The sequence below is a fragment of the Phytohabitans aurantiacus genome (genome assembly GCF_027923225.1).
Classification (GTDB): Bacteria; Actinomycetota; Actinomycetes; order Mycobacteriales; family Micromonosporaceae; genus Phytohabitans; species Phytohabitans aurantiacus.
Window position 1 is genome coordinate 51,227 of the sequence record NZ_BSDI01000011.1, and the last position, 23,218, is coordinate 74,444.

Annotated in this window: 12 protein-coding genes; 8 read left to right on the forward strand and 4 right to left on the reverse strand. The window is 70.9% G+C overall.

Translation table 11 applies throughout. From position 1 onward, the window contains the following. Nucleotides 1–30 precede the first annotated feature (30 nt). Both QMG73_RS13995 and QMG73_RS14000 read left to right on the forward strand, forming a co-directional pair. Nucleotides 31–3,171 carry a S8 family serine peptidase gene (locus QMG73_RS13995; RefSeq protein ID WP_281895459.1) on the forward strand — a complete coding sequence of 1,047 codons (3,141 nt, stop codon included), beginning with the start codon at nucleotides 31–33 and terminating at the stop codon, nucleotides 3,169–3,171. Between the two features lie 81 nt (nucleotides 3,172–3,252). Next, nucleotides 3,253–6,090, forward strand: coding sequence for an AfsR/SARP family transcriptional regulator (locus tag QMG73_RS14000; RefSeq protein ID WP_281895462.1), 2,838 nt, complete (start codon nucleotides 3,253–3,255; stop codon nucleotides 6,088–6,090). On the opposite strand, the gene QMG73_RS14005 is transcribed toward QMG73_RS14000, so the two are convergent. From QMG73_RS14005 to QMG73_RS14015, 3 genes are read right to left on the reverse strand one after another with little or no spacing between them, the layout of a single operon-like run. After that, complete coding sequence (locus QMG73_RS14005) at nucleotides 6,079–7,038, reverse strand: C40 family peptidase (protein WP_281895465.1); 960 nt, start codon at nucleotides 7,036–7,038, stop codon at nucleotides 6,079–6,081. The two genes, QMG73_RS14000 and QMG73_RS14005, sit on opposite strands and share 12 nt — an antisense overlap. A 58-nt stretch (nucleotides 7,039–7,096) precedes the next feature. Next, nucleotides 7,097–7,783, reverse strand: coding sequence for a tRNA (guanosine(46)-N7)-methyltransferase TrmB (gene trmB, locus QMG73_RS14010; protein ID WP_281895468.1), 687 nt, complete (start codon nucleotides 7,781–7,783; stop codon nucleotides 7,097–7,099). 19 nt (nucleotides 7,784–7,802) lie between these two features. Further along, nucleotides 7,803–8,492: a hypothetical protein gene (locus QMG73_RS14015; RefSeq protein WP_407676795.1), complete on the reverse strand. Its 690-nt coding sequence runs from the start codon at nucleotides 8,490–8,492 to the stop codon at nucleotides 7,803–7,805. A gap of 46 nt (nucleotides 8,493–8,538) precedes the next feature. On the opposite strand from QMG73_RS14015, the gene QMG73_RS14020 reads away from it, so the two are divergent. Further along, nucleotides 8,539–9,642 carry a cellulose binding domain-containing protein gene (locus QMG73_RS14020; RefSeq protein ID WP_281895470.1) on the forward strand — a complete coding sequence of 368 codons (1,104 nt, stop codon included), beginning with the start codon at nucleotides 8,539–8,541 and terminating at the stop codon, nucleotides 9,640–9,642. A 348-nt stretch (nucleotides 9,643–9,990) separates the two neighbouring features. Next, entirely contained in the window at nucleotides 9,991–10,791 is an 801-nt protein-coding gene (locus tag QMG73_RS46380; protein ID WP_407676800.1) for a class F sortase, read from the forward strand. Nucleotides 10,792–10,793: 2 nt separating this feature from the next. On the opposite strand, the gene QMG73_RS14035 is transcribed toward QMG73_RS46380, so the two are convergent. Further along, nucleotides 10,794–11,306, reverse strand: coding sequence for a hypothetical protein (locus QMG73_RS14035; RefSeq protein ID WP_281895473.1), 513 nt, complete (start codon nucleotides 11,304–11,306; stop codon nucleotides 10,794–10,796). 84 nt (nucleotides 11,307–11,390) lie between these two features. Here QMG73_RS14035 and QMG73_RS14040 point away from each other — a divergent pair, with 84 nt between their 5' ends. From QMG73_RS14040 to QMG73_RS14055, 4 genes are all read left to right on the forward strand, one after another. Beyond that, the gene (locus tag QMG73_RS14040; protein WP_281895474.1) at nucleotides 11,391–12,887 is read left to right on the forward strand and encodes a PQQ-dependent sugar dehydrogenase; all 1,497 of its coding nucleotides are present in this window, start codon (nucleotides 11,391–11,393) and stop codon (nucleotides 12,885–12,887) included. Nucleotides 12,888–12,943: 56 nt separating this feature from the next. Continuing rightward, nucleotides 12,944–13,696: an ROK family protein gene (locus QMG73_RS14045; protein WP_281895475.1), complete on the forward strand. Its 753-nt coding sequence runs from the start codon at nucleotides 12,944–12,946 to the stop codon at nucleotides 13,694–13,696. 64 nt (nucleotides 13,697–13,760) lie between these two features. Next, the gene (locus tag QMG73_RS14050; RefSeq protein WP_281895477.1) at nucleotides 13,761–17,066 is read left to right on the forward strand and encodes a LamG-like jellyroll fold domain-containing protein; all 3,306 of its coding nucleotides are present in this window, start codon (nucleotides 13,761–13,763) and stop codon (nucleotides 17,064–17,066) included. 147 nt (nucleotides 17,067–17,213) lie between these two features. Then, nucleotides 17,214–23,207 carry an RHS repeat domain-containing protein gene (locus QMG73_RS14055; RefSeq protein ID WP_281895479.1) on the forward strand — a complete coding sequence of 1,998 codons (5,994 nt, stop codon included), beginning with the start codon at nucleotides 17,214–17,216 and terminating at the stop codon, nucleotides 23,205–23,207. The last annotated feature ends 11 nt before the right edge of the window (nucleotides 23,208–23,218 follow it).

The following is a 23,218-nucleotide window of genomic DNA, read 5'->3' on the forward strand; positions in this document are numbered from 1 at the left end:
GAGCCCCCCAGTGGCGCAGTAGCGCCATTTTTGGCCCCCGCGACCGTCCGGCAGGCGCACAGCCTCACCCTCGTTACCGGCGACGTCGTGCGACTGTCCACACTGGCCGACGGGCGGCAGATCGCGACCGCCGACGAGGGACGCGGCTTCCAGATCTCCCAGCGAAACGGCGACGTGTACGCCGTGCCGCACGCCGCGGTGCCGTACGTGCGCTCCGGTCAGGTGGACGAGGCGCTGTTCAACCTGACCGACCTGGTGGCCGCCGGGTACCACGACGAGGCGAGCGACACGCTGCCGCTGCTGGTGGCGGGTAGTGGCATGAAAAACCTGCGCGGGCGGGAGCTGCGCAGCATCGGCGCGGTCGCCCTCGACGCGGAGAAGGACCAGGCTCGCCAGTACTGGAACGCGGTGACCGCCGGCCAGGTACGCAAGGTGTGGCTGAACCGCCAGGTGCGGGCGACGCTCGACGACAGCGTCCCGCAGATCGGTGCGCCGGCGGCGTGGCGGTCCGGGTACGACGGCCGGGGCGTCAAGGTGGCGGTGCTCGACAGCGGGTACGACCCCACGCACCCCGCGCTCGCCGGCCGGGTGAGCACGGCGGCGAACTTCACCGACGAAGAGGACACCGTCGACCGCTTCGGCCACGGCACGCACGTGGCGGCCACCGTCGCCGGTCGGGGTGCCGCCAAAGGGGTCGCACCCGGCGCCGATCTCCTGGTCGGCAAGGTACTCAACGGAGCCGGCGCCGGTGACCTGTCGTGGGTCATCGCCGGCATGGAGTGGGCGGTCAGTCAGGGCGCCCGGATCGTCAACGTCAGCCTGGGCGCCGAGGCGTTGGAGGGGCCGGACCCGGTCACCGAAGCGGTCGACGCGCTGACCGCCAGCTCAGGGGCGCTCTTCGTGGTGGCCGCCGGAAACTCCGGCTCCGGCATGCAGACCGTCACCACGCCCGGCACCGCCACCTCGGCGCTGACCGTCGGCGCGGTGTCCAAAGAGGACGAGCTGGCCGCGTTCTCCGGGCGTGGCCCGCGACTCGGCGACGGCGCGGTCAAGCCGGAGATCACCGCACCGGGCGTGGGCATCGTCGCCGCGCGGGCCGCCGGTACCGGTCTCGGCGAGGTGGTCAGCAAGTCGTTGACCGCCATGTCGGGCACCTCGATGGCCACCCCGCACGTGGCGGGCGCGGCGGCGTTGCTGGCACAGCGGCACCCCGACTGGAAGGCCGGACAGCTCAAGGCGGCGCTCGTGGCGAGCGCGACCCCGCTGCGCAAGGAGCCGCTGTGGGCGGTCGGCAGCGGGCGGGTCGACGTGGCGGCGGCGCTGGACCAGGAGGTCGTCGCCGAACCGGCGGCGCTGACCGTCAACCAGGACAAGGCGGAGGTCACGTACCGCAACAACGGTGCTAAAGCGGTGACGCTCGCGCTTTCCGCGACCGCGGCCAGCACCGGCGCCACCCCCACGCCGGCGAGCCTCGACGTCACCCCCAGCCGGCTGACGGTACCGGCGGGGGAGAAGGTCACGGCGACGGTGCGGGTCGGCGCCGGCACGCCCGCGGGCATGTACGCCGGCCTGCTGATCGCCCGTGGGGGCGGCCAGGAGGTACGGACCCCGGTGGGCGTGACGAAGGCCGCGCCGGTGCGCACGCTGACCGTCGAGGGCGTCAACCACGACGGGAGCGCGCCGGTCAGCTGGAGCAACGTCATGCTCTGGAACCTGGACAGCGGCGCCCGCCACTACGCACACTTCGGCGGGAACACCACGACCACTGTGGAGGTTCCGGAAGGCCGGTACGCCATGACGGGCCTGCTCTTCGTGGTCGACGAGGAGGGCGTGACCCGGGAGGCCACCGTCATCTCCGAGCCTGAGCTGACGATCAGCGGCGACCGGACCCTGCGCTACGACGGCCGCACGGCCACCCGGCTGCGCGTGGACACTCCGCGACCGGCCACTGTGGCCGCTCTGGGCGTCGTCTGGCAGCGCGTGACCGCCAACCGGTCGCTGCTGGAGGGCAACTCGTTCACCCCGGAAACGGCTGTCTACGCCATCGCGTCGACGGGCCAGGCGAGCGTGGGCACGTTCCGCCTGCTGACCCGCTGGGACTTGACCGGCCCAGGGACGGCCGGCGAGGACTACCGGTACGACTTGCTGTTCGTGGAGGACGGGCGGGTGCCGGCCGACCTGCGGCAGGCAGCCACCGGACTGGCCACTGTGGAGAGCGAGTTCCACGGGCACGGCGTGGAGTTGCGGGCCCGCGACACCCGGAGCGGGTTCGTCGACGGGATGGACCTGGCGCTCGGCTTCAGCCGGCCGGTCGAGCGCGTCGGCGTACGCACCGACTATGTCAGCACCCGAGGCGTCACGTGGCGGCACGAGGTGGTGCAGGAACTCGACTTCGGGTGGGGGCGCAAGGGCGGCATGCACCAGCTCAGCCGCGCGTACAAGGCCAGCGAGCGGGTGCGCGAGGTGTGGTTCGGCGCGCTGGTGCGGCCCGCGTTGCCCGAAACAGGGGCGGACTACGTGTACGGGGCACCGGTCAACCGGGCGCACGACGCGATCCGGGTGGCGGTGCCGCAGTACGCGGACGGCGCCGTCGGGCAGTACGGGTGGCTGGACTACCGCTCGGACCGGGGCCGGCTGACCCTGCGCCGCGGCAACACCGTCATCGGCGACACCACCCTGCCGTACACGCAGTTCACGGTGCCGGGGCGCGAGGCGACGTACCGGTTGACGCTGGACGTGGCCCGGGACCGGTTCACCGACGACCGCGAGTGGTGGACCACCTCCACGGCGACGTCGACGACGTGGACGTTCCGGTCCGGGCGGCCGGGCGGAGACAAGATCGCCGTGCTGCCGCTGCTCCAGATCGGGTATGACATCAGCACCGACCTATCGAACACCGTGGTCGCCCGGTGGGCGTACAAGATGAAGCTGGACCTCGGTTACCAGCCCGGCTATGACCGCGGCGGCCGCATCGCCGCGGACGTCCGGGTCTCCTACGACGACGGCGCGCACTGGCGCGCGGTGCCGACCACCGGCGGGCGGAGCCTGACGGCGACGGTGCCGGCGGCTCCGCCCGGCGCGGAGTTCGCGACGATCCGGGTGATCGCTACTGACGGCGCCGGCAACCGGATCGACCAGACCATCACCCGCGCGTGGAAGGTGAAACGGTGAGCCCAATCTGCGATGAACCCCCGCCGAACGACGAGCCCGAACTCTGGATCTGGTAACCCCCGATCCGTACGATCGGCCCCGGTGCATACGCATTCGTACCGCGTCCTCGGTCCGCTCGAGGTAGGAGCGGACGGTAGCACCGTGCCTCTCGGCGGGCGGATGCCCCGGATCCTGCTGGGCACGCTGCTGCTGCAGCCCGGTCGGGTGGTCTCCACGGACGTGCTGGTCGACGTCCTGTGGCCGGACGCGCCACCGCCGTCGGCGGTGGCGAACCTCCGTACGTACGTGCGCGGGCTCCGCGGGCGGCTGTCCGGCGACGCGATTATTACAAAACCGCACGGGTACGCGGTCGCGGTCGAGCCGGCGGCCCTTGACCTGACGCTGTTCGAGGCGCGCGCCGAGCGGGCCCGGATGGCGTGGGGTGCCGGCGACGCGGCGGGAGCGTTGCGGCTGCTGGAGGACGCGATCGGGCTCTGGCGCGGCCGGCTCCTGGAGGACCTGCCGGCCAGCCCCGCGTGGGAGGCGGTGGAGAGCCGCCTGACCGCGCTCAAGACCTCGCTCGTCGAGCTGGCCATGGAGATCCGCATCGGGCTGGGGCAGCACGAGGTGGCCGCCGCCGAACTGCGCGGGCTGCTCGCCACCGACCCGCTGCACGAGGGGTTCTGGCGCCGGCTGGTACTGGCGCTGCACGCGAGCGGGCGCACGGCGGAGGCGCTCCGGGCGTACGCGGACGCCCGCGAGATCCTCGCCGACGAGCTGGGCGTCGAGCCCGGACCGCAGCTGCGCGCCGCCTTTGATCTGGTGTTGCGGGCCGGGCCGCAGACGCCCGGCCCGATCTGCCAGCTACCGCTCGACCCGCCCGACTTCACCGGACGCGGGCCCCTGGTCGAGCGGATCGTGGCGCACCTGACCGGCCGCCACCCGGCGGTGGTCGCGATCTCCGGAGCGCCTGGCGTCGGCAAGTCTGCGCTCGCGGTCCACGTCGGGCACGCGGTGCGCGCGGCGTTCCCGGATGGGCAGCTGTACGTGGACATGCGGGGCACCGGCGGGGCGCCCCGCGATCCCGCGGAGGTGCTCGCGGAGCTGCTGCGGGCGCTGGGCGTCGCCGAGCCGGCACTCCCGGCCGAGGTGCCGGCGCGCGCGGCGTTGCTGCGGTCTCGCCTGTCCACGCAGCGGATGCTGCTCGTACTCGACGACGTGGCACACGCCGGCCAGGTCCGCCCGCTGCTGCCCGGGGCGGGGGCGTGCGCGGTGCTGGCCACCAGCCGGATGCGCCTGCCCGACCTGTGCGACGCGCTCCAGGTCAACGTCGACGTGCTGACCGACCAGGAGGCGCAGGAGCTGTTCAGCCGCGTGGCGGGGCGGCGGCGGGTCGTGGAGCAGCCCGACAGCGCCCGCGACATCCTGCGCGCCTGCGGCCACCTGCCGCTCGCGGTGCGGATCGCGGGCGCCAAGCTGGCCCAGCGACCGGGGTGGTCGCTCGCCGTCCTGGCCGACCGCCTGAAGCTGGAACGGCACCGCCTCGACGAGCTGCGCGCCGGCGACCTCGCGGTACGCGCCAGCGTCGAGCTGAGCTACCGGCTGCTGCCACCCGTGGCCGCGCGGGCGTTCCGGCTGCTGGGGACGCTCGGCCCCGGCCCCGTGCCGGCGTGGGTGGTGGGCGCGCTGATCGACGCCCCGGCCACCGAAGACGTGGTCGACCTGCTCGTCGACGCCAACCTGCTCCAACTCGTCGGCATGGACGGCGCCGGCCAGGCCCGGTACCGGCTGCACGACCTGCTGCGCTGCTACGGCGCCGAGCTTGCCGAAGGCGATGCTCTCGCAGACCGGCGCGCGGCGATCGAACGGGTGCTGGACGGGTGGCTCGCGCGGGCCTTTTCTGTGCGCGAGCGCATGCCGGTGCACTATTTCGGCATCTCCGTCTCCGGCGTCTCCGTCGCGGACATCAAGGGCGACCCGATGGCCTGGTTCGAGGCCGAGGTACCCGCGCTGGTGGCGGCCGTCGAGCTGGCGCACGCGAACGGGTTCGACGGGCACGCGTGGCGCATCGCGGCCACCCTCGCGCCGTACTTCGACCTGCGCGGCCGCCGGGACACCTGGTGGCGCGTGCACCAGACCGGGCTGGCCAGCGCGCGGCGAGCCGGCGACCAGCGCGGCGAGGCGACCATCCTGCGCGACATCGGCCAGCTGCACCTGTACCGCGACCGGTACGACGAGGCGGCGGCGGCGTTCACGACGGCGCGGGTGCTGTTCGGTGCGACCGGTGACACGATCGGCGAGGCGATCGCGCTCACCGGGCAGGCCACCGTGCACCGCATCGCCGGCCGGTACCACCGGGCCCTGCACCTGTACCGCCGGGCACTCGAGGTCTTCGAGCGGCTCGGCGACCGGCACAGTCAAGCGGTCGTGTACGGCTCGACGGGGCTCGCGCACCTCGGACTGCGGCGGTACGGGCCGGCCCAGCGGTGGCTGACCGCCTCGTACGAGCTGGCCGTCGAGCTGGGCGACCGGCACCGCCAGGCGCTGGCCCTGCACCGGCTCGCCACCCTGCGCAAGGAGCGTGGACGGCCCGACCGGGCTCGCGAGGAGCTGCACCGCGCCCTCGCGCTGCTGGAGGAGCTGGGCGATGACGCGTGCGCGGCCTACGTGCGGCAGAGCATCGGCGAGCTGCACCTGCGGTTCGGTGACCCGCGGCGCGGGGTGGAGTTCCTGGCCGACTCGCTCCATGTGCAGCGGCGGCTCGGCGACCGCCGGGCGGAAGCGACCATCGCCGCGCTCCTCGGGGAGTGGCACGGCGCGGCCGGCCGTACCCATCGCGCCAAGGAGTACCTGACCCGGGCCCTCTCCACCTGGCGTGACCTGGCGGAGCCGGCCCAGGAGGCGGCCGTGGTCGCCCGCCTGCGCGCCCTATCGGGTTGACACGAAACGCCGCACGCCCATCAGGTTGCTCCTGCGCGAGCTCGGGAGCGGCTCCTCCAGTACCTGCCAGCCGGCCTGCGAGGCGTGCAGGACCTGGTCGCCGCCCAGGCACAGCGCCACGTGGTCGAAGCGGGCCGCGCCGGGCGGGGCGAAGAACAGCAGGTCACCGGGCTCGGCGTCGGGCAGGTCGATCGGCTCGCCCAGCGCGTACTGCTCGTCGGCGTCGCGCGGCACGGTCACGCCGAACCGCCGGTACACCAGGTGCACGAGGCCCGAGCAGTCGACCGCGAGCCCGCTCATGCCGCCCACGAAATAGGGCGTGCCGAGCAGCTGCCGGGCCGCCACGATCACCTGCGTCGCGGTCGGCGGCTCGACGAGCGCGGGGCGGATGCGGGTGTGCGCCGCCGACAGCCAGCCGGTGCCGCCATCCGGCAGCGCCACCTGTCGCCAGCCAGGGGTCTCGTCGCGCAGCGGCAGGACGGTACCGAAGCTGACGTCCGCCACGATCACCCGCCCGGCGGGGGCGTCGCGCAGCGCGGTGGTCGCGGCCGTCACCACCGCGTTCCTGATCGGGACGGCGAGGCTGCCGGCGGGCGCGAGCTGCCCCGCTGGCAGCCAACCCGGCCACCCGCGAGGATCGTGGGCGGAAGGCTGCCACGGCGCGGTCACCCTCACCCAGCCGTCGACTTCCTCGTGTACCGTGACCGGCTCGCCGAGCAGCAGCTGGCTGGTGATCCGGCCCCACAGTGCCCGGCGCTCCTCCACGTCGTGCGCCCCGGTCCAGCGGCGCAGGTCAGGCTTCGCGGAGACGGCGGCCGCGTCGAGCGCGCGCACGGCGTCCGGAGACGTCCAGAGGTTGGCGCCAGCGACGGCGACCGCGCGAACGTCGGCCTGTACGTCGGTCAGCGCGTGCCCGTTGATGCCGATCCGTGGCGTGGTGTCCAACATGCTCGTTACGGTGCCCCCGCGAGATACACGCCCAATACATCAATGTTCATCGTGGGAGTCACCGCCTGCGGAAGGACAGGTCTCGGATCTCGCGGCCGGCGTCGAGGGCTCGTTGCTCGAACTTGGTCACGGGCCGCTCGGCAAGGCGCGGCGCGTACCCGTCGTGCTCGTTGAGCAGCTCCGGATCGGCGGCCAGCGTCTCCAGCATCGCCTCGGCGTACTCGGTCCAGTCGGTGGCGCACCGGAACACCCCGCCTGGGGCGAGGCGGGACCGCAGCAGCGCCACATGCTCCGGCTGGATCAGGCGGCGCTTGTGGTGCCGCGACTTGGGCCAAGGATCGGGGAAGAAGGCGTGCACCGCGTCGAGGCTGGCGGGCGGCAGCATGTGGCGTACCAGTTCGAGCGCGTCGCCGAAACCGACCCGCACGTTGGTCAGCCCGTGCTGCTCGACCATCGCGAGCAGGTTGGCGACGCCGGGCGTGTGCACCTCGACGGCGAGATAGTCGCGCCCGGGATCGGCTCCGGCCATCGCGAGTGTGGCCTCGCCCATGCCGGAGCCGATCTCCAGTACCAGAGGCGCGCGCCGCCCGAAAAGAGCGGCCACGTCGAGGGGCGAGCCCGGAATGGGCACGCCGTGCAGCGGCCAGAGCCGCTCCAGAGCGTCGAAATGCCGGCCGTTCATCCGCCCGCGGCGCGGATGAAACGTCCGAACCTGGGCGGGGCGAGCGCCGGTTAACAGAGTCATGGCCCGCCCAGGATACGGCTTATGCGGCCGCGCCCCACATCGCGGAGTAGGCGGCCGCCTCGCCGGTGAGCCAGCGCTCGACGTCGGCCGGCTTGGTGGCCGGGTTTGGCCGGTGCACCGCACCCCGGCGCACGTCGACCAGCACCGGCTCGGCGTGCGGCAGGACCTGCTCCATGTGGCGGGACATCAGGTGCAGGGTCGCCACGAGGGCCTCGCCGGTGGGCGGCTCGGGATCGAAGTACAGCCGGACCGCCTCGGCGCGCCCGTCTTCGTATCGCAGGCCGAGGTGCGGGTTGACCTTGACGGAGAGGCCGCCGATCACGCCGAGCGCGTCGCGGGCCTGCGCGAGGCCCACGCTGGTCGGGTCACCGAGGGACTCCAGGTAGGCGAGTGTGCCGGGCACGAGTGCCTCGTAGAGCGGCCGCCACCTGGGCCGGACGACGTCGACGGCGGCCTTGACCTGTGTGCCGCCCGAGCGAAACTGGATGTCTGCTTTGAGTGCTTTGATCAGTGTTCCGTGCGGGTTGAACCCCGAGCCGGACTCGCGCTGCTTGCGGACGCCGCTGACGAACGTGGCCTTGCCGGGGCCGGTGCGACCGACATAGCGGGTGAAGGTGAGGAGCGTGGCGTAGGGGGCTGATCCACCGGAAGAACGGGCGATCACGACGCTCTCCTTGCTGTCTGTAGCGAGCTGCTTTCGTACATACATTCTAACGCATCTGAACCGGTTGAGTTCGCTAGATCTAGATGTTTCAATGCGTTGCGTGAGAACCCGATCGCTCCTCGCCGCCGCGCTCGCCGGCGTGCTCGTCGCCCTCGCGCTGGCCGTCGCACGGCCGGCGCTGTCGCTGGAAACGAGCGCCGCGGCCGCGCCGGTCCGCATCATGCCGCTCGGTGACTCGATCACCGGCTCGCCCGGCTGCTGGCGCTCCCTGTTGTGGAACCGCCTGCAGAGCACCGGACACACCGACATCGACTTCGTCGGCACGCTGCCGCCCCAGGGCTGCGCGCAGGCGCACGATGGCAACAACGAGGGGCACGGCGGGGCGCTGGTCACCACCGTCGCCGACCAGAACCAGCTCGTCGGCTGGCTGTCGGCCACCCGCCCCGACATCGTGCTGATGCACTTCGGCACCAACGACGTCTGGAGCGCCCGCTCCACCGACACGATCCTCGCCGCGTACAGCAAGCTGGTCGACCAGATGCGGGCCAGCAACGCGGGCATGCGCATCCTGGTCGCGAAGATCATCCCGATGGACTCGGCCCGGAGCTGCTCCGAATGCGCCCAGCGCGTGATCAACCTCAACAACGCCATCCCCGGCTGGGCGGCCGGCAAGACCACGTCGGCGTCGCCGATCACGGTCGTCGACCAGTGGACCGGGTTCAGCACGGCCAGCGACACGTACGACGGCGTGCACCCCAACAGCGCCGGTGACCAGAAGATGTCCGACAGGTGGTACCCGGCTCTGGTGTCCGCGCTCGGCAGCGCGCCTCCGACCACCACCCCGCCGGTCACCACCCCGCCGGTCACCACGCCACCGGTCACGACCGGGCCGGGCGGCTGCACCGCGACGTACCGGATCGCGGGCCAGTGGCAGGGCAACTTCCAGGGCGAGGTGACGGTACGCAACGGCGGCGCGTCCACCACGCAGAGCTGGACGGTGCGGTTCACGTTCGCGAACGGGCAGCAGCTGACCCAGATATGGAACGGCGTCCGGAGCCAGAGCGGCGCGAACGTCACCGTCACCAACGTCAGCTACAACGGCGCGATACCGGCGGGCGGCACGACGACCTTCGGGTTCCTCGCCACCTGGACCGGTACCAACACCGCCCCGACCCCGACCTGCACCGTTACCTGATAGCGCGGTCCTTCGCGGCGGGTGTCCACATGGGTGACTTGTGGCCCCGCCGCGAGGCGGGGAAGATCTGTCTATGAAGGTCGCGGCGTTCCTTCTCGCCGCCGCGGTGGTGCTCGTCACGGGTGCGCCCGCGCGAGCCGCCGCGGCCACGCTCAAACTGACGCCCTCGACCGTGCAGGCCGGTTATCTGGTCGGCATCGAGGCGACCTGCACCGACAACACCAAATCCGTGACCGTGAAGTCCGACGCGTTCGGCGAGGTCACGGTGCAACCGCAGGGCCAGAAGCTCACCGCCGCGGTGACGGTGCCCAAAGCGGCGAAGCCCGGCGAGTACGACGTCACCCTGACCTGCGCGGACGACTCGACGACCGCGGAGCTCAACGTGCTCGCGGCTGTCGAGCCCAGCCACGGCCCGGCCACCGGGTTCGGCGGCATGGCCGGCGGCGGCACCGGCACGCTGCTGCTCACCGCGGGGCTCGCGGCGCTCGCCGCCGCGGCCGCGCTCGCCCTGGTCACGGTGCGCCGGCGCCGCGCATGAAGACCCGCTGGACCGGGCCGGCCGCCATCGTCCTGGCCCTGGTCGGCGTGTTCGCTGTGGGCGCGGGGCTGGGGTGGGAGAGCGGCTGGGGGGCACTCCTGGGCGGCGGTGAGAAGAAGCCTCCGCCGCATGATTTTCCTGTACTGGAGCCCAGCCGCCCCAGGAAAATCGAGATCCCTTCGATCGGCGTGGAGGCTCCGGTCCACGGCGTCGGGCTGGCCGACGACGGCTCGATCGCGGTGCCCTCGTTACGCCTGCACAACGAGGCCGGCTGGTTCAAGGACGGGCCCACGCCAGGCGAGTTCGGGCCGGCGATCATGGTCGGGCACGCCGATACCCGCGATGGCCCAGCGGTCTTCTACAAGCTGTCGAAGCTGCGCGCCGGCGCGCGCGTCGAGGTGACCCGCCGCGACGGCGCCGTGGCCATCTTCGAGGTGAACTCGATCGAGCGCTTCAACAAGGCGAAGTTGCCTGCCCAGCGCGTGTACGGCGACTTCTCGCGCCCCGGACTCCGCTTGATCACGTGCGGTGGACAGTGGCGCGGCGGCAGCATCGGCTACGCCGACAACATCGTCGTCTTCGCTTCCTTGGTAGACACCAAGGGTCCTTAGCACTATCTGATCTCGTAGGCGTAGCGGGCGTCGGCGGAGACTACGGCCTGGACGCGGGTGCCTTCGATCAGGCGGTCGTAGGTCGCCCTGTCGACCGTCCACGCGACGATCTCGTCGCTCGTGCCGTCGTCGACGGCGACGCTGTAGATCTCCTCGCCGTACTGGCGGCTGAGCCGATCGACGACCACGCCCTCCACCGTGTGCCGGCCGGTGATGTTGCGGGCGCCCGCGTACACCGCGCGCACCGCCACGTACGCCGCCGCGACCGCGCCGATCGCGAGCCCGCACCCGAAGACGAGCGCGACCGGCTTCGGCACCGGGGTCCGCACGAAGCTGGAGAGCAGCGGCGCGGCGAGACACGTCAGTATGACCGCCATGGCGGCCGCCGCCACGCCGCTGGTCAGCACCGATCCGGGCCGCTCGGCGGCGTGCCACGGATGCGTGACGCGCACCCGGCGCTGCCGCCCGCCCAAGCGAGAGATCACGGTGCGTACGACGTCGAGCTCAGACCCCACCGCTGCGGTTTACCGATGGAATCGACGGCTGTCAAGGCGAGTGCTAGATTGACAATGATCACTGTCTGACTGAGGGAGTGGATCGTGCGTACACGTCTAGCCGTGGCCGGCTTCGCGGCCTTGGTGATCGGCGCGGGTGGGGCCGGACTGGCCGCCGCCCAGACCGTCGAGGATCCCGGGCCGGTGGTGCCACTCGCCAACGGTAACTTTAATTGGTCCCAGCCGCAGACCGTGGCGTCCAACCTGCAGATACCGTGGGGCCTCGCGTTCCTGCCGGACGGCAGTGCCCTGGTCAGCGAGCGCAACACGGCCCGGGTGCTGCGCGTGCAGGCCGGGCAGTCGCCCCAGCAGGTTGCCACGATCAGCGGGGTCTCCGCCACCGGCGAGGCGGGCCTGCTCGGGCTGGCCGTGGCGCCGACCTTCGCGCAGGACAACCTCGTCTACGCGTACTTCACGTCCGCCTCCGACAACAGGATCGTCCGGTTCCGGCTGGACGCGCCGCAGACCCAGACGCCGATCCTGACCGGGCTCGCCCGGGCCAGCATCCACGACGGCGGCCGGATCGCTTTCGGTCCAGACGGCATGCTGTACGCCGGTGTCGGCGACGCCGGTAACACCGCCAACTCGCAGAACATGCAGAGCCGCAACGGCAAGATCCTGCGGATGCGGCCCGACGGCAGCGTGCCACCGGACAACCCGACCGCCGGCTCCCTGGTCTACAGCCTGGGGCACCGCAACGTACAGGGCCTGTCCTGGGACTCGGCCGGGCGGCTGTACGCGAGCGAGTTCGGGCAGAACACCTGGGACGAGGTCAACTACATCGTGCCCGGTGGCAACTACGGCTGGCCCACCGTCGAGGGCCGGGCGGGCGACCCGCGCTTCCGCGACCCGATCGTGCAGTGGACCACCGCTGAGGCGTCCCCCAGTGGTGCCGTGGTGGACGGCAACACGCTGCTGGTGGCCGCGCTGCGCGGTACCCGGCTGTGGCTCGTGCCGTTGACCGGCAACGGCGGCGCCGGCACCCCGACCGCGCAGCTCCAGGGCCAGTTTGGCCGGCTGCGTACGGTGGCCGTGGCTCCCGACGGTTCCCTCTGGGTCGCGACCAGCAACCGTGACGGTCGCGGCACGCCCGCCGCCACCGACGACCGGATCCTGCGCTTCGTGTCCACCGGTACGCCGACCAGCCCGCCACCAACCACGCCGCCGCCCTCGACGCCACCGCCCACGACCCCTCCGCCGACGCCGACCACCCCGCCGCCCGGCTCCGGGCCCTGCACGGTCGGTTACCAGCTCAACCAGTGGAGCAACGGCTTCACCGCGAACGTCACCATCACCAACCGCGGTCCCTCGATCAACTCGTGGGCGCTGACCTGGAACTTCGGCGGCAACCAGACGATCAGCAACGCGTGGAACTCGACGGTCACGCAGAGTGGTGCGGCGGTGACCGCCCGAAACGTCTCCTGGAACGGCTCGATCCTGACGAATGCCAGCGTGACGTTCGGCTTCCAGGCCAGCTACTCGGGCACCAACGCGAGACCCGCCGAATTCCGGCTCAACAACAACCCGTGCACCGTGGCTTGATCACATATTGCGCTGCGTGCGGAGCGTGACGGCATCGCCGGTGCGATGATCGGAGCGTGACCACCACGCTTGCGATCGACTGCGGCGGGGGCGGCATCAAGGCATCCGTCCTGGATGAGGCCGGCACCATGCGGGCCCATCCAGTGCGGGTGCCGACGCCGTACCCCCTGCCGCCGGCACTGTTCGTACAGACGCTCAAGGACCTCGGCGGCAAGCTGCCCGCGGCCGACCGGGCGACCGTGGGCATGCCCGGCATGATCCGGCACGGCGTCGTGGTGGCCACCCCGCACTACGTGACCCGCAACGGCCCGCGTACCAAGGTCGACCCCGACCTCGTCACCCAGTGGGCCGGGTTCGACGCCCGCACCGCGCTCGCCGAGGCGTTCGGCGTGCCGACCCTCGTGCTGAACGACGCCGAGGTGCACGGCGCCGGCGTCGTCGCCGGCACCGGCCTGGAGCTGGTGCTGACCCTTGGCACAGGGCTCGGCTGCGCGCTCTTCGACGGCGGCGTGCTGGCTCCGCACCTGGAGTTGTCGCAGGCGCCGGTGCGCTGGGGCCTCAGCTACGACACCTACATCGGCGAGCACGAACGCCGCCGGCTGGGCGACGCGTTCTGGTCCCGGCGCATCCGGACCATCGTCGAAGGATTGCGGCCCGTCTTCCTGTGGGACCGCCTGTACATCGGCGGCGGCAACTCCCGGCGCATCCGCCCTGAGCAGCTCGAACGCATGGGCGACGACGTGGTGATCGTGCCCAACACGGCCGGCATCATCGGCGGCGTCCGCGCCTGGTCCCTGGCCCGCCCGTAATACTCGTTAAGGAAAAATGGCCGCGTGGTGGCCGTGTGATGGCCGCCACGTGGATGCTGCCGCCATGCGTACCCGGAGCTGGTTGGTGGTGGGCGCGGTCGTCGCGGCGTCCGCGGTGGTGGTGCCGGTGCCGGCGGTGGCCGCGAAACCGGCGGCGCCGCGCACGGTGGGAGAGGCGGCGGCCCGGGCCGCCGCGGTCGCGTCGGGCAAGCGCGTCGAGGCTACCGCGCTGCGCACCGAGCGCCAGCAGGTGTTCGCGAACCCCGACGGCAGCTTCACGCTGCAACAGTCGGTCATCCCGGTGCGGGTTCGCCGTGGCGCCGATTGGGTACCGGTCGACACCGCGCTGCGCAGGAACGCTGACGGTAGCGTCGCGCCCGCGGCGACCACTTTGGACATGGCGTTCTCGGGCGGCGGCACCGGCCCGCTGGTGCGGATGCGACGCGACGGCACCGAGCTGGCGCTCAGCTGGCCGGGGCGACTGCCTGAGCCGGTACTCAGCGGCGACACGGCCACGTACCGCGAGGTGCTGCCCGGCGTCGATCTGACGGTACGGGCCAGCGTCGAGGGCTTCTCGCAACTGCTGGTGGTGAAGTCGGCGACGGCGGCGAAGAACCCGGCGCTGGCGCGGGTGCGGCTGGGCACCACCACGAAGGGCGTGACCGTGCGGGCGGCCGAGGGCGGCGCGCTCGCGGCGGTGGACGCGAAGGGCGCGCCGGTGTTCGAGGCGCCGGCACCGTACATGTGGGACTCCTCGGGGAGCGGCGCCACCGCGAGCAAGCCGGGCGGCACCGTGCGGTCGATGCGGGTGGGTCTCAGTGCGCGCGAGGTGGCCTTGGAGCCCGACAAGACGCTGCTGACCGGTGCCCGCACGAAGTATCCGGTCTACATCGACCCGTCGTGGTCGGGTTCGCGTACGGCGTGGACGCAGGTGTGGAGCAACCTGCCGACGACGTCGTTCTGGAACGGCGCGAACGACGCCGAGGACGAGGCGCGGGTCGGGTACGACGCGACGGATGGCAAGAAGACACGCTCGTTCTTCCGTTTCGACACCACAGGCGTCAAGGGGAAGCACATCATCAAGGCCACGCTCCAGACCTTCGAGGTGTGGTCGCGTTCGTGCACGGCCCGGCAGGTACAGGTGTGGGCGGTCAACCCGATCTCGTCGGCCACGACGTGGAGCAAGCAGCCGAGCTGGGTCACGAAGCTGACCGAGAAGAGCTTCGCCAAGGGGTACTCGTCGAGCTGCCCCGCCGGTGGCGTGGAGTTCGACGTGACGGCGCATATCAAGAACTCGGCGAAGAACGGGTGGAGCAACGTCACACAGGGTCTGCGGGCTTCCGCCACGGCGGAGTCCAACAAGGACACGCTGTCGTGGAAGCGGTTCCGCAACAACCCGTCCATCACGATCACGTACAACACGGTGCCGGGGTCGCCGACCAACCTGACCACGGACGGCTCGTCGACCTGCACGACGGGCGCGGGCCGGCTGGTCATCGGCACAGCCACGCCGACGATGCGGGCCTCGGTCAGTGATGCCGACAACGCGGTGATGGCCCACTTCCAGTGGTGGAAGGTGGACGGCACGACGCATCTGGGCGAGTGGACGTCGGGGTCGCTCGCCGGTAAGAAGCCGACGACGGTGGCGAAGGCGATCCCGTCCGGTGCGTTCGCCAACGGGGAGATCGCCAAGTGGCGGGTACGCGCCGAGGACGGCACCGACAGCAGCGCGTGGAGCCCGTTCTGCGAGTTCCGGATCGACACCAGCCGGCCGCCCATCCCGACGCTCACCTCGACCGCCTTCCCGGACGGCGCCGAGGGCGACGCCGTGATGGGTCGGGCGTCCACAGTGGTGATCGGTGCGAACGGCGGCACGGACGTCACCTCGTACGAGTACGTGCTGAACGGTGACTCGACGGCGCTGACCAAGAAGGCGACACCGGCGTCAGCCGGCGGGCCGGCGAACGCGGCGGTCACCCCCGACCGGTTCGTCAACTGGATCCACGTGCGCGCCGTCGACGCGGCCGGTAACAAGTCCGCCGTGGCGACCGTCGTCTTCTATGCCGACATCCCGTCGGGGCCGGTCGGTGACTGGACGCTGGACGAAACCGAGGACGGCCTGGTGGCCGAGGACAGTTCGGCCAACGCGCGGCACGCCGCCCTGGCCGGCGGGGCCACCTGGGTCGACGGCGTATCCGGTGGCGCGCTGCACCTGGACGGCACCACCGGGTACGCCGCGACGCCCGGCCAGGTGCTCGACACCACGAAGTCGTTCTCGGTCAGCGCGTGGATCCGGCTGACCGACAAGTCCCGCAACGCGGTCGCCCTGACCCAGGTGGGGAACCGGGCCAGCGCGTTCGCCCTCTACTACTCCAGCTCGTACAACAAGTGGATCTTCAACCGGACGGCGGTGGACGGCGATACCCAGACGTACACCCGGGCGCTGTCGACCACTGTTCCGGCGGTCAACACGTGGGTGCATCTGGCTGGCGTGTACGACGCCACGGCGCAGCAGGTCAAGCTCTACGTCAACGGTGCACTGGAGGGCAGCGCGTCCTTCACGACGCCGTGGAGCGCGACCGGCGGCCTCCAGATCGGACGGTCCAAAGTGGCCGGGAACCTCGGCGAGTACTGGCCGGGCGACATCGACGGGCTGCGAGTGTACGACCGGGTGCTGCTGCCCGGTGAGGTGCAGCAGGTGCCGAAGCTGACCAGCCACTGGAAGCTCGACGAGACCTCCGGCACCACGGCGGCGGACGCGGTCGGTGGGCGTACGGCCACCTGGTCGGCGAGCGGCGTGTCCCGGACCACCGGGGTCAGCGGCAACGCGGTCGCGGTCAACGGGAGCACCGGCGCCCTCGCCACCACCGCCCCGGCGCTGCGCACCGACGGCAGCTTCACGATCAGCGCCTGGGTACGGCCGGACGCGGTGAGCAAGAACGGGATCGCGGTCAGCCAGCTCGGTTCGGCGGTGGGCGGCTTCAACCTCGGCTGGGCCTGGAACGCCGACTACGGCGCGTACCAGTGGTCGGTGCGCACCTCGTCGACGGACGCTTCCGGCTCGGCGGTGCGGGAGGCGACCGACCTGTTCAACGTCCCCACCGCTGGCACGTGGACGCATCTGGTGGCGGTCTACGACGCGGCGGCGCACAAGCTGCGGCTGTACGTGGACGGCCAGGCGGTGGACGAGACGTACCACGCGAGCGCCTGGAACGCGGGCGGCAGCGTGCTCATCGGCCGTGGCCAGGCGTCCAACGTGACGTTCTCGCAGTACCTGACCGGTGGGATCGACGACGTGCGCACGTACTCAGGCGTCCTCAGCGACCAGGAGATCTTCGACATCTACGGCGCGATCGCAAGCGGCGACTAGGCGATGAAAGGGAGGCGCACCGTGAATCTCAAGTGGATGGCTGGTGTCAGCACCGCGGTAATGGCAGCCAGCCTGCTAGTCGCCTCCCCTACTGCCGCCGCGCCTCCGAAGCCGTGGTCTCCGCCCGCGACGCAGGCGGAGAAGTCCGTGCCGACCAAGCCCTTCGCGCCGCGCCGCCAGCGGGTCGCCCCGGTGGCGGAGAAGGGTCCGGCGGCGGTCGCCTGGCCGGCGGCGGGCGAGGCCACGGTGCCGTTGCGTGCGACCCGGGCGCGGGCCGGCAACCTGCCTGTGTGGGTTACCGGTGCCGGCGCGGGCACGGTCAAGGTGAAGGTGCTGGACCGGGTCGCGGCCGACCGGGCCGGCGTGCCGGGTCTGATGTTCACGGTAACCCCCGCCGCCGCGCGCTCCCGGATGACGGTCGAGGTGGACTACTCCTCCTTCCGGTACGCCTACGGCGGTGATTGGGCGTCGCGGCTGCGCCTGGTGGAGCTGCCGGCGTGCGCACTGTCCACTCCGGAGCGGGCCGAGTGCCGCGCCGGAAAGCCGCTGCCGACCCGCAACGCGGTCAAGGAGGGCACGCTGTCGGCCGAGGTGACGGCCAGCGCGGCGGTGCTCGCTGCGGCGGCGGCCCCGTCGGGCAGTTCCGGCGACTACTCGGCGACTCCGCTGGCGCGCTCGTCGTCCTGGGAGGTGGGCGGCGCGGCGGGCGACTTCTCGTGGTCGTACGAGATGGACACGCCACCGGCGCTCGGCGGCCCGGAACCGGACCTGGACCTCAGGTACAACTCGGCGGGCGTGGACGGTCGGACGGCGTCGACGAACAACCAGCCGTCCTGGGTAGGCGAGGGCTGGGGCCTGTCCGAGGGCTTCGTCGAGCGGCGTTACAAGTCGTGTTCGGACGAGGTGACCACGACACCGAAGCCGTACGACCTGTGCTGGGAGACCGACAACGCGTTCGTCAGCCTGGGTGACAAGACCGTCGAGCTGGTCAAGGACGCCACCACGGGCGCCTGGCGGCTGCGCAACGATGACGCGTCCAAGGTGGAGCGCCTGACCGGAGCCACGAACGGTGACAACGACGGCGAGTACTGGAAGCTCACCGACCGGGACGGCACGCAGTACTTCTTCGGCCTGAACCGCCTGCCCGGCTGGGCGAGCGGCAATGAGGTCACGAACTCCACGTGGAGCGCACCCGTGTTCGGCAACGACTCGGGCGAGCCCTGCCACGCCTCGACGTTCGCCGCGTCGTACTGCACGCAGGCGTGGCGGTGGAATCTCGACTACGTTGTCGACACCAACGGCAACGCGATGTCGTACTTCTACACCCCCGTCACCAACTACTACGGCCGTAACCGCACCGCCTCGGCCGGCACCGCCTACCACCGCGACGGCTATTTGAGCCGGATCGACTACGGGCAGCGCTTCGACACGATGCATTCGGCGGCTGCGCCAATGCGGGTCGTCTTCGAGGTCGAGGAGCGCTGCGCGGCGGGCGCCACCTGTGGCACCGGTGCCATGACGAAGGACACCGCGAAGAACTGGCCGGACGTGCCGTTCGACCAGCAGTGCAACTCCGGCGCGACCTGCACCGACCTGTTCGCGCCGACGTTCTGGACGCGCAAGCGGCTCAAGTCGGTGACGACGAAGGTGCTGGTGTCCGGCACCACCTACAAGAACGTCGACTCCTGGGCGCTCGGGTACCAGTTCCGCGAGCCCGGCGACGGCACGTCGAACCTGCTTTGGCTCTCCTCCATCACCCGCACGGGCCACGTGGGCGGCACGCAGGCGCTGCCGGCGGTCACCTTCGAGGGCGTGCAGCTGGAGAATCGGGTCGACGCCGAAGAGGGCATCCCGCCCATGATCAAGTGGCGGGTCAGCGATGTCTACGACGAGTTCGGCGGGCACACCCGAGTGAACTACTCCGGCAAGGAGTGCACGCGCGCCAACCCGCCGACGCCGGACTCCAACACCAAGCGCTGCTTCCCGCACTACTGGACGCCGGAGGGCGCCACCGCGCCGAAGCTGGACTGGTTCCACAAGTACGTCGCGGTGCAGGTGCTCCAGGACGACCAGTCCGGTGTCGCGGGCATCGAGCAGACCGACTACGAGTACCTCGGCGGCGGCGCCTGGCACTACGACGACAACGAGCTGACGCCGGCGAAGTACCGGACGTGGAGCGAGTGGCGCGGGTTCGCCCGGGTGAAGGTGACGCACGGCGCGAGCGGCGACATCCGGTCACAGGACGAGACGCTGTACTACCGGGGGATGGACGGCGACAAGCTGTCCTCCGGCACCCGCAACGTGTCGGTGACCGACTCCGAAGGCGTGGCGGTCGCCGACCACGAGGCGCTGGCGGGAAACCCGCGCGAGACCATCACCTACAACGGGCCCGGCGGTGCGGTGCTGGACGGTGAGATCCGCGACTACTGGATCTCGGCGGCCACCGCGACCCGCGGCACCAACAAGGCGTACATGACTGGCGTCTCCAAGACGCGCAACCGCCTTGCGCTCGCCGCCGGTGGCTGGCGGCGTACCGAGGAGCAGACCGCCTTCGACTCGTACGGCCTGCCGTACCAGGTCAACGATCTGGGCGACACGTCGAGGACGGATGACGACGAGTGTGTGCGGCTCACGTACGCGCGCGACACCTCGAAGATGCTGATCAACTTCAAGTCGCGCGAGGAGCGGGTCTCCGTCGCCTGCACCGTGACCCCGTCCCGGCCGAACGACGTGCTCTCCGACGTGCGCACGTTCTACGACGGCTCCACCACGTTCGGCACCGCGCCGACGAAGGGTGACGAGACGCTGACCCAGGAGCTGGCGTCGTACTCGGGCTCTACGCCGGTGTACGTGCAGTCGACGCGCGCCACGTACGACATCTACGGCCGCACGCGCGACTCGTTCGACGCGCTGGATCGCAAGACGACGACCGCGTTCACGCCGGCGACCGGTGGTCCGGCGACCAGTGTCACGACGACCAACCCGCTGGGGCACGCGCAGACCACCACGTATGAGACGGCGTGGGGCGACGAGACCTCCCTTGTGGACGCCAACGGTCGGCGCACCGATCTGACGTACAACCCTCTCGGCCAGCTCACCGCGGTGTGGCTCCCTGGCCAGTCCAAAGGGGACAGCGAGCCGCCCAGCCAGAAGTTCTCGTACTTGATCCGTACGAACGCGCCGAGCGTGGTCACTAGTGAGGCACTCCGGGACGACGGCGGCTACACCGCCGAGTACGCGTTCTTCGACGGGTTGCTGCGCCAGCGCCAGACCCAGCGGCCGGTGCCCGAAGGCGGCCGGGTCCTCACCGACACCTTCTACGACTCGCGCGGCCTGAAGTCTCGCGAGAACACCTCCTACTGGAACGACGGCGCGGCGGGCACCACGCTCGCCACGGTCACCGACAACACGGTGCCGGCGCAGACCGTCTACGTGTACGACGGTGACGAGCGGGAGACCACCGAGATCTTCCTGTCATACGGCACCGAGAAGTGGCGCACGCTGACCACGTACGGCGGGGACCGAGTCGCGGTCACGCCACCGGCGGGCGGCACCGCCACCACCACCGTGATGGACGCCGCTGGCCAGACAACCGAGTTGCGGCAGCACACCGGGGCCACGCCGTCGAGCGGTTACGACGCCACGAAGTACACGTACACCCGGGGCGGCGAAATCTCCACCGTCACCGACGCGGTCGGCAACGTCTGGCGGTACACCTACGACCTGCGTGGCCGGAAAGTCATGGACGAGGATCCTGACAAGGGCACCTCGAGGTACACCTACGACAACGGCGATCAGATGCTCACGGCGACCGACGCCCGCGGCAAGACGCTCGCGACCACCTACGACGACATGGGCCGCAAGACGGCGCAGTACGAGGGCTCGACGTCGGGCACCAAGCTGGCCGAGTGGACGTGGGACACGCTCGCAAAGGGGCAGCCGACCTCGTCCACCCGGTACATCAACGGCAACGCCTATACGACAGCGGTCACCGGGTACGACCTGAGCTACCGCTCACTGGGCACCACGGTCACGATCCCGTCCGCCGAGGGCGCGCTCGCGGGCACCTTCCGGAGCAACACGGGGTACACCGACACCGGCCTGCCGCTGCTGGTCACCTATCCGGCGGCGGGCGGCCTGGCGGCGGAGACGCTGCGATACGGCTACGACGCGTACGGGCGGTTGACCACGGGCCAGACGGGACTGTCCACGTTGCTCACCGACGCGACGTACACGCCGTACGGGGAGCCGTCGCAGTACACGTTGCAGTCGGTGACCGGCAAGCAGCTGGTGCAGACGCTCATGTACGACGACGCCACGCGCAAACTGAACCGCACGATCGTCGACCGGAATGTCTCGCCCACCCGCCTGGCGGACGTGAACTACACGTTCGACCCGGCCGGCAACGTCACGAAGATCGCTGATGGTGCGGACGTGCAGTGTTTCACGTACGACTATCTGAAGCGGTTGTCGAGCGCGTGGACGGCGACGAACCAGTGTGCCACCGGCCCGAGCGCGTCTGTCCTGGGTGGACCGGCGCCGTACTGGCAGGCGTGGACGTACGACAAGACCGGCAACCGGCTCACGGAGACCAACTACAACACGGCCAGCGGTGCCGGCACCACCAGCAACTACACCTATCCGGCGGCCGGTGCGGCCCGCCCGCACGCGTTGAGCACCGTGACCACGGGCAGCCAGACCACCAGCTACGGCTACGACGCCACCGGCAACACCACGACCCGGCCCGGCCAGAGCCTGACCTGGGACGCCGAGGGCCACCTGGCCACGGTCACGGAGAACGGCAAGACCTCCGAGTTCCTGTACGACGCGGACGGCGATCGCCTGATGCGCAAGGACGCGGACACCGTGACGCTCTACCTGGGTGGCATGGAGCTGGCGCTGACCAGGTCGACGAACGCCGTCGCGGCGACCCGCTTCTACCAGTTGGGCTCGGTCGCCGCGGTCCGCTCGACGGGCGGTGGCCTGTCGTTCGAGGCGAAGGACCGGCTGGGTACCGCGCAGATCTCGGTGGATGCCGACGATCTGGCGGTGACCCAGCGGCGGTTCCTGCCGTTCGGTGAGGCGCGTGGCGCGGTGCCGGCGTCCTGGCCGACGGAAAAGGGCTACATCGGCGGCACGATGGACGGCACCGGGCTGACCCATCTGGGTGCGCGGGAGTACGACCCGGACACCGGGCGGTTCATCTCGGTGGATCCGATCATCGATCACAACGATCCGCAGCAGATGAACGCATACGCGTACTCCAACAACACGCCGGTCACCATGCACGACCCGGACGGCCGGTGGCGGCTGCTGCCGGGTGGTCACTACTGCGACGGCTGCGGCGGTTATGACAGTGGTCCGTCCAAGAAGAAGGCCAAGAAGAAGGCGAAAAAGAAGGCCAAGAAGAGCAGCGCGTCGAGCTACTACTGCGACAGCTGCCACTACTACCGGACCTACAAGCCGCCCAAGAAGGTGTACCCGGGCGACCTGCGCGCGCACGACAACAAGATCGCTGCCGAGGCGCGGCGGCTGGCTCGGGAGTACGCCGCGAAGAAGGCTCGCGAGGAAGCGGCCAAGAAGGCACGGCTGGCCGCGAAGAAGGCGGCGCAGAAGAAGTGGGACGCCTGCGTGGAGCAGTACGGCAGGCAGCGCTCGGCCAAATGCGGCCCGAACCCGGGCGGCAGCAAGGGCGGCGGCTTCAGCATCCTGGGCCCCCTCAAGAGCGCCGGCACGCACCTGTGGAAGCACACATTCGCGAGTTGGCAGGTGTGCAACACGGCATCCCACATGTGCGGCAAGTTCAAGATCCAGAATGGCCGGGTCTCGATCCTCACGTCGTTCACCACCACGCCCGCGAAGCCTGGGCTGGGTTCGCTGTTCCCGACGGTCGGCTACGCGCACAAGTCCAGTGGCAGGGAGAAGACGAGCGTGAGCGGGTCGGTCGGCCGCTACGGCGTCGGGGTCGGTGTGAGGAAGGACGGCACCAGAAACTGGAGTGACTGGGACGTGTCGGTGGGCACCAACTTCACGAAGTCCGGTGGCGGCTGGCTCGGCACCGAGAACAGCGGTGTCGAGATGTTCGGCGGAAGCATCACGTGGGGCCTCGCGAGCTGGTGCGTGATCGGCAGCTGTAAGTGATCGGAGACCCC